This is a genomic window from Mycobacteroides saopaulense, assembly GCF_001456355.1.
In the GTDB taxonomy this organism is placed as follows: domain Bacteria; phylum Actinomycetota; class Actinomycetes; order Mycobacteriales; family Mycobacteriaceae; genus Mycobacterium; species Mycobacterium saopaulense.
Map to the genome: position 1 here is coordinate 1753927 of NZ_CP010271.1, position 12862 is coordinate 1766788.

The window sequence follows — 12862 nt, forward strand, 5'->3', positions numbered from 1 at the left end:
ACTTAAAGCCGCTTGTCAGTTGTCGCAACGTTTCCGGGTTCACGCCACGGGGGTACAAAGCAACGCGAGTGCGTCGTTCGTGGTGTCGACGCCACCGTCGCCGATCTTCTCTTCGAGCCGCGACCGTAACTGGCTCCGTTTGGCCGGGTCGAGTGTGAGGTGATTGGAATACGTGAAGACCATGTCCAGATAGGCCTGCGTGGAGAAGTGCTTCCGTTCCAGGAAATGCAGGTGCCGCACGTGATACCCGGACTTCTCGATCACCGGGGACACCGCGTCCTCGGTGTCGATGGAGGGGCGCCTCGTGGTGTCCAGGAAATCGGAGTAGACGGTGTCCAGGTCGCGCCGTGTCGGGGCGGTGGGTTCGATGCGGTTCCACACCAGGGCGAGCCGCCCGCCGGGGCTGAGCACTGTGCGCACTTTCTCCAATGCGGCGTGGGGCTCCACCCAATGAAAGGACTGCGCGAACAACACCAGATCGAATGTCCGGCCAGCCGGCTGCCAGTCCTCGAACGTGGCGACCTCGACGTCGATGCCCTTGGCGGTCGCCGCGCGGGCCATCCGGGCGTCCGGCTCCACGGCGAGCACCTCGGCGCCCGAGGCGAGCAGCTGGGCGGCCGCGATTCCGGTACCCGCTCCCACGTCCAGGGCACGCACCCGAGCACCGGAGACCAGTTCGTCGATCAGTGGTTGTGGGTAGCGGGGACGGTGGCGGTCGTAGGCATCGGCGGATTCTCCGAACGACTCGGCCCGTCGGCGGTCGGTATGTGCTGGTTGTTGCTCATCCGTCATACCGCCAGGGTGCCAGGCAGCGGCTACTTGTCGGTGGGCGCGGATACGGTCCGCTCGAACCCGAAAGAACGACTCAATGGGAGAGGAGGAGCCATGCTCATCGACTGCGACGATTGCGCGATGCGCGGCCCGGGATGCGAGGACTGCGTGGTCAGTGTGTTGTTGGGGGTGCCCCAGACACTCGCTGATGACGAGCGTGCCGCGTTGGCCGTCTTGGCCGAGGCCGGGATGGCGCCCAAGCTGCGCCTGGTGCCGATTCAACGCACCTACGACACGCCTGATTCTGCGAAGACGCCCGATGCGGGAGTCGCATAGGGCACACTCGAATGAGGTGCTTGATGGCCCTGCCCGGAAACGGGGAGGAGAACCGACGCTTACGCGACGCTGACGTCGTTCCACACTGCGGTGGACAACGCCGATGCCATTTCGTAACCTATCTGAGACCTATCGGCGTCGCGGTTCGCGGCGATCAAATTGCAGTAAAGGGATGTAGTCAGTGAGTGTCGGGCGTCTTCTTCGAAATCATTCGGATCGACTGACGCCCTCACCTCTTCGCCGTGTGGTACTCGCGGCGACTGCTGCCGCCCTGGTCGGAGGGATATTTGCGGGCGGTCAGACCGCTACCGCAGACCCCAACAACGACGCCGTCAAGAAGCTCAACGAACTGTCCCGCCAGGCCGAGGCGACCTCCGAGGCGGCTAACTCGGCGAAGATCGATCTGGACGCCAAGCTGGCGGCTCAGCGCGATGCCGAAAAGGCTGTTCTTGCCGACGAGGCGGTCGCGAAGGCTGCGCGCATGGCGGTGTCCACGTACCAAGTCGACGTCAACAAGGCCATGGTCGCCGCTTACATGGGCGGTAACACCAGCGGTTACGGCGCGGTGCTGACGTCCAATTCACCGCAGAACCTCATCGACCAGCTGTCGGTGCAGCGCACGGTGGGAACCGAGATGCGTAGCCGCATGGACAGCTATCGCGCGGCGCAGTCCTCGGCGGATGAGGCCGAGCAACGGTCCCGTGACGCCGCCGAGAAGGCGCGGGTGGCCGCCGAGCAGGCCAAGAACGTCCGTGCTTCGCTGCAGGCCAAGCAGAGCCAGCTGCAGGTGCAGATCGCGGTCGTCAAGTCGCAGTACAACACCCTGAGCCCCGGTCAGCGTGCACAGCTGGCGCTGCCGGCACCCGTCCCACCGCCGCCCGCGGCGCAACCGGGTGAGGCCGCCGATGTGCCCGAGCCGCTGATGCAGGCCGCGGCTGCCGCACCCGCGCCCGAGGCCGCCATCGGCGGTGGCGGGTCTGCGGTCGGTGCGAACGCCGTCGCGGCGGCATTGACCCGCATCGGTGCGCCCTACTCGTGGGGCGGTTCGGGCCCCAACGCCTTCGATTGCTCTGGTTTGGTCATGTGGGCCTACGGCCAGCAGGGCGTGTCGCTGCCGCACTCCAGTCAGGCACTGGCGCGCGGCGGCACCCCGGTCGCGCTGAGCGAGCTGCAGCCGGGCGATGTCATCAACTTCTACGGCGACGCCTCGCACACCGGTATCTATGTCGGCAACGGCATGATGGTGCATGCGTCCACCTATGGTGTCCCGGTCGCGGTCGTGCCGATCACGTCCTCGGGCCCGATTTACAACGCGCGCCGCTACTGAGTCCTGGTTATCGTGCTGGTGTGCCCGGGGTAGCACGTTGCGCGCCGTTTCTCGCGGTGCTGCTGCTGATTCTGTGTGGGGGTTGTCGAGCACAGCCCGCCGCGCAATCCCATGACGTGCGCGCCTCGATCCGAGAACTGTTGACGCGTTACTCCGAAGCGCTGCGCAGCGGCGATGCTGCGGCATTGTACGCCGTGCTCGCACCGGACAGATCCAAGTTCATCGAGGCGCAGCGACGTCTGCAGGAGAATCTTTCGGAGCTCAAGACCGATACGTTCGAGTATCGGCCGGCGGCCGAGATTCCGGCCGATCCGATTGCCCCACACCAACAATGGCGACTGGACGCGGCGTTGTTCTATGCGATCAGCGGAGTAGACAAGGTCGCGGTCCGGCGCCCCGTCACCGTCGGTATGGTGCACGACAACGACGGCTGGCGGTTGTTCGACGCCAGCGCGATCACCGTGCCCTGGCAGTACGGCCCGGTGATGGAGACGCGAAAGAAGGCGGGGGGCCGGGACGTGCTGGTGCTCGGTCATCCCGGCTCGGCGGTCGCGCCGCGGCTGGTTCAGGAGATAGACGGCGCCATGAGGTCGCTGTCGGAGTTTTGGGGGGCACAGTCGCGTACGGGGATGCTGTTCGTCGCCGCGGAAACAGACGCGGAATTCGCCGCCCTCGTCGGTGGCGAACACACCGAGGGAATTGCCGCTGCCGCTGTCGCGGACCGTGTTGACAGCGGAGTCGCGGTGGGACAGCGGGTGATCTTCGCACCCGGCTCGGCAGCGCTGCCCGCCGATCAATTCCGCGTGGTGCTGCGCCATGAGCTCTTCCATGCGGCCGCTCGTACCGTCACCGGTGACCGTGCGCCGCTGTGGTTGGTGGAGGGAGTGGCGGACTACAACGGCCGCCGGGGCAGCGATACCCCATTCCGCAATGCGGCGCCCACGTTGGCGAGTGCTCTTGCCGCAGGACGTGTTCCGGATCATCTGCCGACCGACGAGGAAATCGAGAATCCAGGGCCTCGTCGCACGCAGGCCTACGAGGAAGCCTGGTCGGTCGCGCAGTATGTGGCCGAAGCATACGGCGAGCCCCAGCTTGTGCAGCTGTATCGGTACGGGGCGCAGTTCACGCCGGACCCACAGGGGGCGGCGATCCAGCGCGCGCTGGGTATCGACGAGGCGACATTGGTACGCCAGTGGCAGAGCTGGCTCGGCTCTCGTCCATTACGGTAAGCGTCGTGACATTTCACCCCGGCGATCAACGGCAGCGGATTCTGTTGGTCACCAACGATTTTCCTCCCAGGCCCGGCGGCATCCAGTCCTACCTGCAGGAGTTGGTGACCCACCTGGTCGGATCACACGAGGTCACCGTCTATGCGCCGCGGTGGAAGGGGTGTGAGCGTTACGACGCCGCCGCCGATTATCAGGTGGTCCGGCACCCCACCTCGCTGATGCTGCCGGGGCCCGGTGTCCGCCAGCGCATGGTCGACCTCATCCGTTCGCAACGCTCGGATGTGGTGTGGTTCGGCGCGGCCGCGCCACTGGCGCTGTTGTCCTCGGCTGCGAAGGCGGCAGGAGCCGCCGTGACGGCCGCCAGCACGCATGGGCACGAAGTGGGTTGGTCGATGCTCCCGGTGGCGCGTTCGGCGCTGCGGCAGATTGGGGAGAGCACCGACGTGATCACCTACGTCAGCCGCTACACCCGGGGACGGTTCGCCGCGGCTTTCGGTCCACGCGCCGCACTGGAACATCTGCCCTCCGGTGTCGACACCGGCCGTTTCCGCCCCGACCCGGCGGCACGCGAGGAGTTGCGGCAGCGCTACGGGCTCGGCAGCCGACCGACCATTGTGTGCGTCTCCCGGCTCGTGCCGCGCAAGGGGCAGGACATGCTCATCGAGGCGCTGCCGGCGATCCGGGAGCATGTGGACGGCGCGGCGCTGGTGATCGTGGGCGGCGGTCCGCACGCGGAACCATTGCGGGCCTTGGCAAATCGGGTCGGCGTCGATGAGCACGTGGTGTTCACCGGCGGCGTGCCCTGGGAGGAACTGCCCGCTCATCACGCGATGGGCGACGTCTTCGCGATGCCCTGCCGCACCCGTGGGGCGGGGCTCGATGTCGAGGGGCTGGGAATCGTCTTCCTGGAGGCGTCCGCCTGCGGTGTCCCGGTGGTCGCCGGAAACTCGGGGGGTGCACCCGAGACCGTGCGCGATGGTGAGACCGGACTCGTCGTCGACGGTAGATCGGTGCCCGCCATCACCGACGCCATCGTGCAGATCCTGTCCGATCCGGCGCGCGCGGCGCTGATGGGGGCAGCGGGTCGCAGCTGGGTGACCGACCATTGGCGCTGGGATCACCAGGCCGCCCGATTCGCCGAGTTGGTCAGCGGCTCCGCATAACCTGGGCTGGTGGACCCTGTCGAACATGCGTGGCACACGCGCGACGTGTATGACCGGCTGGCGCCGGTCTGGTCGGCGACGACGGACGATGGGCCGTTCAATGGACTGTTGGAGAGGCCCGCGCTCCGCTCACTGATCCCGCGCCCGCTGATCGGCACGTCGGTCCTGGATGCCGGATGCGGTTCTGGTGCCCAGTGCGAATGGCTCCTCGATGAGGGAGCCGAGGTCACCGGTGTGGACCTGAGCCCGGTGATGATCGATCAAGCGCGCCAGCGCTGCGGTTCGCGGGTCGAGCTGCTCGTGGCGGATCTGGCGGAGGCACTACCGCTGGAAGCGCAGTCGTTCGACGGCGTCACATGTTCGCTTGCCTTGCACTACCTGCGTGATTGGCAGGTGCCGCTGGCGTCATTCGCGCGAATCTTACGTCCGGGAGGGTGGGTGGTTATCTCGCTGGACCATCCCTTCGGTGCTCCGCTGCCCGATCAGCATGACGGCTACTTTCAACACCAGCTGGTCAGTGATACCTGGACCAAAGCGGACGTCGAAGTGACTCAGCACTTTTGGAGACGGCCCCTCGCTCAGGTCGTGGATGCGTTCGCCGATGCCGGCTTCCTTGTGGAGCGCATCGTGGAACCACGCCCGTCCGGCGAGGCAATGCGGCGATTTCCCGCCGAGCTACGAAACGTCGTCGATTCACCCAGCTTCATCGTCTATCGGCTGCGTTACTCGGGTGCTCCCGTGTAGATCGCATCGATATCCGCGGCGAACTTGTCGGCAACTACGTTGCGCTTCACCTTGAGCGTCGGCGTCATCTCGCCGGTGGCCTCGGTGAAGTCGACCGGCAGAATCCGGAACTTTTTGATGGCTTCGGCATGGGAGACAACCTGATTGGCCGCCTTCACGGCGGTCTCGATCTCCGCCAGCAGATCGGGATCCTCGACCAGGTCGGCGACGGTGGCATCGGCAGGCTTGCCGTTGCGCTGTTTCCAGCCGTCGATGGCTTCCGGGTCGATGGTGATCAGAGCGCCGATGAATGGCTGCTTGTCGCCGACCGCCATCGCCTGGCTGATCAACGGGTGCGAGCGCAGCTGATCCTCCAACACCGCGGGCGCAACGTTCTTGCCTCCAGCGGTGACGATGATTTCCTTCTTGCGGCCGGTGATCGTGACGAATCCGTCCTCGTCGATCGCGCCCAGGTCGCCGGTGTGGAACCAGCCGTCCACGATCGATTCGTTGGTGGCGGTCTCGTTGTTCCAGTAGCCGCTGAAGACCACGCCACCGGACACCAGCAGCTCGCCGTCATCGCCGAGCTTGACGGCGTTACCGGGCAACGGCCTTCCGACACTGCCGATCTTGAGGCCGCCGATGACGTTCACCGCGCATGCGGCCGTCGTCTCGGTGAGACCGTAGCCCTCGTAGATGGTCAGGCCGACGCCGCGATAGAAGTGGCCCAGCCGAGCGCCCAACGGGGCTCCACCGGAGATCGATGCCACGCATTCGCCGCCGAGTGCCGCCCGTAGCTTGCCGTACACCAGCTTGTCGAAGGCCGCGCGCTTGGCACGCAACACGATGCCCGGGCCGCCCTTGTCCAGCGCCTCGCTGTACTCGATGGCGGTCTCCGCGGCGGCATCGAAAATCTTTCCCTTGCCGTCGTTCTGGGCATTTTGACGGGCGGTGTTGTACACCTTCTCGAAGATGCGGGGGACCGAGACGATGAAGGTCGGCTTGAAGATGCCGAAGGTCGGCACCAGCGTTTTGATATCGCTGGTGAACCCGACGGTGACCTTGGACTGGAAGCAGGCCATCGCGATACCGCGGGCCAACACGTGGGCCAGCGGCAGGAAGATCAGTGTCCGGCTGCCCTTCTGCAGGTAGTCAGGGAAAACGGCACGCGCACCGCGGGTTTCGTAGACCAGATTCGAGTGGGTGAGTTGGCAGCCCTTGGGCCGACCCGTGGTTCCCGAGGTATAGATGAGTGTCGCGGGGTCGGTGGCCTTGATGGCAGCCAGTCGGCCGTTGAGTTCGGCGGCATCGACACCGGCGCCCGCCTCGGCGAGTTCGTCGAGGGCTGCGGGCGCGCTCGAGCCGGCGATATGAAACACCGTGCGCAGGTTGGGCAGTTCCGGAGCGAGTTCTTCGGCGATCTTCGCGTGCGCATCGGATTCCACGAACAATGCCACCGCGGCGGAGTCCTGCAGCACCCACCGGACCTGATCGGCCGAGGATGTCTCGTAGATCGGAACGGTGATCGCGCCGATCGACAGGATCGCGTAGTCGATGATCGTCCACTCGTAGCGTGTCGCCGAAATCAGTGCCACGCGATCGCCGGGCGCCACGCCCTTGGCGATCAGGCCATTGGCCACTGCACGGATCTGCGCGGCGGCCTCCGCGTAGGTGACGGGCGTCCAGGTGTCGCCGACAAGACGGGAGAAGGCAGCCTGGTTGGGGTCCTCATGCTCGTAGTCGTAGACGGCATGAACAACCGAGGCGTTGTCCTCGACGGTGAAGGGGGCAGGAACGCTGAACTCTCGCACCTGCTCAGACTAGTCGTGGCCCGAAGATCGTCGAAGGCGTTGCCCGCATTTCTCTCGGCGGCGAGGCTTAAGCTTGTCCGCGATGAACAGCATCCAGGTCGCCGACCAGACCTTTATCGCGGCAGATCCCGCGGACATCGGCCGCGCCATCTCCAACCCCGCGGACTGGCGCCGTTGGTGGCCTGACCTGCAGCTCAACGTGGTGGAGGAGCGCGGCGAAAAGGGCATCCGGTGGACGGTGGCCGGGCCGCTCACCGGGACCATGGAGGTGTGGCTTGAGCCCGCCCTGGACGGGGCGATCCTGCACTACTTCCTGCATGCGGAGCCCACCGGCGCCACACCCGCACAGGTGGCCAAGCTGAAGCTGGCCCAGCTCAATCACGCCCGCCGCGTCGCCGGGAAACGGTTCGCCTTCGGGGTCAAGCAGCAGCTGGAGACCGGCCGGCCGGTCGGTGAATCGCGGCTGCCCAGTCCCTGATCAGGCCGGGGCGAGCACGACCACGGGTATGGGTCGGGAAGTCGCCCGCTGATACGCGCTGTAGTGGCCAGAGTTGTTGGTATCGGCCAACTTCCATAGCCGCTCGTAATCGGCATCGCCGGGCAGCAGGGCGGTGGCGTGGACCCGGCGCTTGTGCCTGCCCAGTTGTACCTGGACATCCGGATGCGCCCTGAGGTTGTGATACCAGGCGGGATTGCGTCGCGCACCGCCGTTGGAGGCCACGATGACCAGATTTCCGCCGTCCCGCGCATAGGTCAGCGAGTTGATGCGCTGCGCTCCGGTCTTGGCGCCGATCGAGGTCAACAGCAGGCTCGGGGCCATCCCCGGAACACGATGACCCAGATAGCCTTTCGATGCGATGTAGATGCTCTGGTGCACACCGAGCACCTTCGCCACCAGACGGCTCATGGGCGTCTCTCCTTCGCGGGGCCGCAGCGAATTGCCAGGATGGGAGTATCCGAGCGCCAGCGAGAAGGGTACCGTCTGTCAGGTGGCTGAGAAGACTACCCAAACGATTGCCATCGACGCCGAACCCGGCAAGGTGATGGCGGTGATCGCCGATATCGGCGCCTACCCGGAATGGGTGTCGGAGTACAAGGAAACCGAGGTGCTCGACACCGACTCCGAGGGCAGGGTCAAGCGTGCCCGGTTGGTGTTGGACGCCGGTGTCCTCAAGGACACCCAGGTCCTGGAGTACGTGTGGTCCCAGGACGGCCGCAAGGTCACCTGGACCCTGGCGGAAAGTTCCCTACTGCGTTCGCTGGAGGGCACATACCTTCTGGCGCCCAAAGGGTCTGGCACCGAGGTGACCTACGAGCTGGCGGTCGACCTTCAAATTCCGATGATCGGAATGCTCAAGCGCAAGGCCGAACGCAAGATCACCGATTCCGCGCTCAAGGATCTGAAGAAGCGAGTCGAATCTGACCGCTAGCGACGTCGACGCGACGCCGCGCCCAGATGTCGAACTACCGTTGACAGCCACCATCGGTCTATTCGTCGGCAAGGGGGGCGTGGGTAAGTCGACGCTGGCCGGTGCCACTGCGGTTCGATATGCACGCGCCGGGCAACGGGTGCTGGCGGTATCCACCGACCAGGCGCATTCCCTGGGTGATGTCTTCGGCGCCCAGGTCGATCCTTCCCCGGGTGCTCACTGCGTGCGCGTCATCGAAGACCCGTACGGCGGGCAGCTCGACGTCATGGCCCTGGACACCCTCGGTCTGCTGGAGCGGCGCTGGGGTGAGATTTCCGCGACGATCGCCGCGCAGTACCCCGAATCGGATATCGGATCGCTTGCCCCAGAAGAGCTTTCCGCGTTGCCGGGCGTTCAGGAGATGCTCGGGCTGCACGAGGTTCAGCAGCTTGCCGACACGGGCGAATGGGATGTCGTCGTGGTCGACTGTGCCTCGACTGCCGACGCCTTGCGCATGCTGACGCTGCCCGGAACCTTCGCGATGTATCTGGAACGGGCCTGGCCGCGCCATCGAAGGCTCGGTGGCATCGGAACGCCACGCGCACTGGTGCTGGCTGAACTGCTGGAACGTGTTGCGGCGTCGGCGGATCGACTTGCGGGTTTGCTCTCGGATGCCGAGCGGGTGGGAGCGCATCTGGTGCTGACCCCCGAACGGGTGGTGGTGGCGGAGGCCATTCGCACCGTGGGTGCCCTGGCACTCATGGGTGTGCGCATCGACCAGGTGATCGTCAATCAGGTTCTGATTCAAGATGATTCGTACGAGTACCACAATCTTCCCGACCATCCTGCCTTCGAGTGGTACATGCAGCGCATCACCGATCAGTCTGCCGTTCTCGATGAGATGGGGGAGGCGATCGGGGATGTGGAGATGCTGCTGGTACCGCATCTGCCGCGGGAACCCATCGGGCCGGATGCCCTCGGTGAATTGGCCGAGGCGGTGCGCCGCCGTGACGGCGCCAAGCCGCCGGCTCCGCTGGCCACCGTCGTCGAGCACGAATCCGGATCCGGCGCGGACACCGTCTATCGGTTACGGCTAGAGTTACCGCAGATCGACCCGGCCACGTTGAGCCTCGGCCGGGTGGGAGATGACCTGGTCATCGGCGCAAATGGGATGCGTCGGCGGGTCCGGCTGGCCTCCGTGCTGCGGCGCTGTGTGGTTGTCGACGCCCGGCTCGTCGGTGGCGAGCTGACCATACGGTTTAGAGCTGATCCGGAGGTGTGGCCTACGTGACGGGTACCCATCCGGAGCTCGGTCCCGAGCTGCGGGCGTTGGCCGCCTCGATCCTGGACAAACTCGATCCGGCGCTGCGCCAGGCCGCGCGCGCACCCGCCGACGGCGGTGTCCCCGGGAAGTGCGACCAGTTGTTCTGCCCGGTGTGCGCGCTGGCGGCTTTGATCGAGGGCGAGCATCATCCGCTGCTGGCGACGATCGCCGAACACAGCCTCGCGCTGGTGATGGTGGTACGCGCGATGTTGGAGGCAGAGGCGGGCCCAAATGGCCCCGACGGCCCGGGCGACGGTGGGCTCGGCCCCGAGTATCACAGCCCGTTCCCACCCACCCCGACGAGCTCGCAATCGACTGGCTATCAACCCATTCCGGTCGACATCGACGAGTGATCAACTCCCGAGACCGGGTCGGATCGCCTGGACGCCCGGGGAACCCTTCTGGGACATCGTGTCCCATCTATCGTCGGTGCGGGGCCGGCGAGTGCGTCATGGGCGTCTACCAGGTCGCGAAAATGGCTCCGCGCACGGCGGCGTTTCCCTCGGCGACGGCGGCGTCCCTCTGGCCGGTGTCCATCCCTGGACTGTCTAACGTCCGGGACCTTAGACAGTCCACGGAGTTTCGCCGCCGCCGAGGGTAAGCTCGGCGCCAGCCCCATGGGAGTTCATCGGGGACTGGGACGGGCCCGGGAGAGGATGCGCGATGTTCTACTGGCTGCTGAAGTACATCTTCATGGGGCCGATCCTGCAGCTGATGGGCCGGCCGAAGGTGGAAGGTCTGGAGAACATCCCGTCCTCGGGTCCGGCCATCTTGGCCGGGAACCATCTCGCGGTGGTGGACAGCTTCTTCCTTCCGTTGGTGTCCACCCGCAGGGTGACGTTCCTGGCGAAGAGTGAGTACTTCACCGAGCCCGGTTTCAAGGGCTGGCTCAAGAAGGTGTTCTTCGGCGGCTCCGGTCAGGTGCCGATCGACAGGACCAGTGCCGATGCCGCCGAAAACGCGCTGAGCACCGCCAAACGGCTACTCGGCGAGGGCAAGCTGCTGGGCATCTACCCGGAGGGCACTCGGTCGCCGGATGGGCGCCTGTACAAGGGCAAGACCGGTCTGGCGCGCATGGCACTGGCCACGGGTGTTCCGGTCATCCCCGTCGCCATGGTCGGCACCAACGTCATGAACCCGCCGGGGACCGCACGCTGGCACTTCTCCAAGGTCACCGTGAAGATCGGCAAGCCGCTGGACTTCTCCCGGTTCGACGGGATGGCCGGCAACCGTTTCATCGAGCGCGCGGTCATCGACGAGGTGATGTACGAGCTCATGCAGCTGTCCGGTCAGGAGTACGTCGACATCTACGCGGCCTCGCTCAAGGACAAGCCCGCGGAAGCCACGCAGCCCTCCGACCGTGTGCCGGAGAGCGCCGCCGGTTAATCCGGTTTCCAGCTATCCGCGCCGGTACCGCTACTCTTAGGGCCACCGGCGGGAGAACTGAGAGATGCGAGGGCCGTGCCGAATTCAATAGACGAAACCACCGTCGCGGACGGCGGCTCCGCTCGTCGAGTCGCCAGATGGATTACGTGGGGTGGCCCGCTCGTCCTCGCAGTGGCCCTGTTGCTGCACGCGATCGTGTTCATCCACTGGCCTACGTACGCGCTGCAGATCGACGTGTTGGTCTATCGATTCGGCGGCACCCGCGTCTTGGACGGGCTCGACCTGTACTCGATCGGACGCAACGGCGAGATCGACGATCTGCTGTTCACCTACACCCCGTTCGCGGCGCTCGTGTTCACCCCACTGGCCTTCATCACCGACTTCACCGCACAGGTCTTATCGCTCCTGGTGTTCCCGGCGCTGCTGGTCTACTCGGTGTGGCGCATGCTGCGGTGGCTGAATGTCTCCGTCGGTGCCGGACTGTGGGGGCTGTTGGCGCTGCTGGTCGGGCTGGTCTCGTGGCTGGAGCCGGTCCGGCTCTCCATTCAGCTGGGGCAGATCAACCTGCTCATCCTCGCCGTGGTGGTGACCGACGTCTTGGCCCCCAAACGATGGAAGCTGGCCGGGATCGGAATCGGGATCGTCGCGGGCATCAAGCTGACCCCGATGATCTTCATCGTCTTCCTCTTTGTGGTGGGACGGATTCGCGCGGCCGTCGTGGCCACCGTCACGCTGATCGGCACCATTGCTCTGGGCTTCATCTTCCTGCCGTCGGCATCGCACTACTACTGGGTTGACCGCGCCTTCGAGAAGATCAGCCGCATCACCCGCGATCCCACCGCGAGTACCAGCATCAGCGGTCTGTTTCTCCGTTTGGACCTCTCGGCCGCGACCGCCACCGCGCTGTCTGTGCTGGTGATCGTGGTGAGTTTGGTGATCGCGACCATGGCCTACCGGCGGAATCAGTTGTTGTTGGCGATCTCGGTCGTGGGCATGGCCTCGGCGGCTGCCTCGCCGTTCAGCTGGAGCCATCACTGGGTGTGGTTCGTGCCGTTGGTCGTGCACCTGAGCTATCGCGGGTATGTCCTCGGCAAGCGGGCCTCCGCGATCACGATGTGGGTGTTCTGCGCGGTGTTCGCGGCCTGGTTCACCAGTCTGAGCGGAAAGACGCCGGACTCCGGCGCCCTGACGCTGCGGCCCGGAGGCGTGCTGAACGACCTGATCCCCAGCCTGTACGTGTTCGTTCATCTCGGGGTGCTCGTGGCCAGCTGGATATGGCTGCGGCGCGATTGGTCGGAAGCCAACGACGTTGCGGGCGAAGAGGAATCGTCACAGGCCGATGAGCTGGCGCCGGCGTCTCCGGCGCACAACTAGGCGGCTCGC

General features: G+C 65.7%; 14 protein-coding genes. 11 read left to right on the forward strand and 3 right to left on the reverse strand.

What is annotated here, in order from left to right; translation table 11 throughout:
- Positions 1-39 precede the first annotated feature (39 nt).
- On the reverse strand, positions 40-792 hold the full coding sequence (locus MYCSP_RS08790; protein WP_083019974.1) for a class I SAM-dependent methyltransferase: 753 nt from the start codon (positions 790-792) through the stop codon (positions 40-42).
- A 93-nt stretch (positions 793-885) separates the two neighbouring features.
- Here MYCSP_RS08790 and MYCSP_RS08795 point away from each other — a divergent pair, with 93 nt between their 5' ends.
- From MYCSP_RS08795 to MYCSP_RS08815, 5 genes are all read left to right on the forward strand, one after another.
- Positions 886-1107 (forward strand): hypothetical protein, encoded by a 222-nt coding sequence (locus MYCSP_RS08795; RefSeq protein ID WP_083019976.1) that lies wholly within the window; start codon positions 886-888, stop codon positions 1105-1107.
- Positions 1108-1327: 220 nt separating this feature from the next.
- Positions 1328-2434 (forward strand): peptidoglycan hydrolase RipC, encoded by a 1107-nt coding sequence (ripC, locus tag MYCSP_RS08800; RefSeq protein ID WP_083019996.1) that lies wholly within the window; start codon positions 1328-1330, stop codon positions 2432-2434.
- Positions 2435-2499: 65 nt separating this feature from the next.
- Positions 2500-3663 (forward strand): hypothetical protein, encoded by a 1164-nt coding sequence (locus MYCSP_RS08805; protein ID WP_083019998.1) that lies wholly within the window; start codon positions 2500-2502, stop codon positions 3661-3663.
- 5 nt (positions 3664-3668) lie between these two features.
- A complete protein-coding gene (locus MYCSP_RS08810; protein ID WP_088413625.1) occupies positions 3669-4826 on the forward strand; it encodes a glycosyltransferase family 4 protein in 1158 nt (385 codons plus the stop codon).
- A gap of 9 nt (positions 4827-4835) precedes the next feature.
- The gene (locus MYCSP_RS08815; protein ID WP_088413626.1) at positions 4836-5570 is read left to right on the forward strand and encodes a class I SAM-dependent methyltransferase; all 735 of its coding nucleotides are present in this window, start codon (positions 4836-4838) and stop codon (positions 5568-5570) included.
- Here MYCSP_RS08815 and MYCSP_RS08820 read toward each other — a convergent pair.
- The gene (locus MYCSP_RS08820; protein ID WP_083019982.1) at positions 5549-7360 is read right to left on the reverse strand and encodes an AMP-dependent synthetase/ligase; all 1812 of its coding nucleotides are present in this window, start codon (positions 7358-7360) and stop codon (positions 5549-5551) included. The genes MYCSP_RS08815 and MYCSP_RS08820 overlap by 22 nt on opposite strands.
- Before the next feature lie 82 nt (positions 7361-7442).
- On the opposite strand from MYCSP_RS08820, the gene MYCSP_RS08825 reads away from it, so the two are divergent.
- Positions 7443-7838 carry a polyketide cyclase / dehydrase and lipid transport gene (locus tag MYCSP_RS08825; protein ID WP_070910964.1) on the forward strand — a complete coding sequence of 132 codons (396 nt, stop codon included), beginning with the start codon at positions 7443-7445 and terminating at the stop codon, positions 7836-7838.
- On the opposite strand, the gene MYCSP_RS08830 is transcribed toward MYCSP_RS08825, so the two are convergent.
- Positions 7839-8267, reverse strand: coding sequence for a nitroreductase family deazaflavin-dependent oxidoreductase (locus MYCSP_RS08830; RefSeq protein WP_083019984.1), 429 nt, complete (start codon positions 8265-8267; stop codon positions 7839-7841).
- Between the two features lie 82 nt (positions 8268-8349).
- On the opposite strand from MYCSP_RS08830, the gene MYCSP_RS08835 reads away from it, so the two are divergent.
- The 5 genes from MYCSP_RS08835 (at position 8350) to MYCSP_RS08855 (ending at position 12853) form a co-directional block, all read left to right on the forward strand.
- Entirely contained in the window at positions 8350-8790 is a 441-nt protein-coding gene (locus MYCSP_RS08835) for an SRPBCC family protein (protein ID WP_070911443.1), read from the forward strand.
- Positions 8780-10060: an ArsA family ATPase gene (locus MYCSP_RS08840; RefSeq protein WP_407661692.1), complete on the forward strand. Its 1281-nt coding sequence runs from the start codon at positions 8780-8782 to the stop codon at positions 10058-10060. Before MYCSP_RS08835 ends, MYCSP_RS08840 begins: the two co-directional genes overlap by 11 nt.
- Positions 10057-10446 carry a hypothetical protein gene (locus tag MYCSP_RS08845; protein ID WP_088415539.1) on the forward strand — a complete coding sequence of 130 codons (390 nt, stop codon included), beginning with the start codon at positions 10057-10059 and terminating at the stop codon, positions 10444-10446. Before MYCSP_RS08840 ends, MYCSP_RS08845 begins: the two co-directional genes overlap by 4 nt.
- 310 nt (positions 10447-10756) lie before the next feature.
- Entirely contained in the window at positions 10757-11479 is a 723-nt protein-coding gene (locus MYCSP_RS08850; RefSeq protein WP_083013686.1) for a lysophospholipid acyltransferase family protein, read from the forward strand.
- A 75-nt stretch (positions 11480-11554) separates the two neighbouring features.
- On the forward strand, positions 11555-12853 hold the full coding sequence (locus tag MYCSP_RS08855) for a glycosyltransferase 87 family protein (protein ID WP_088413627.1): 1299 nt from the start codon (positions 11555-11557) through the stop codon (positions 12851-12853).
- The last annotated feature ends 9 nt before the right edge of the window (positions 12854-12862 follow it).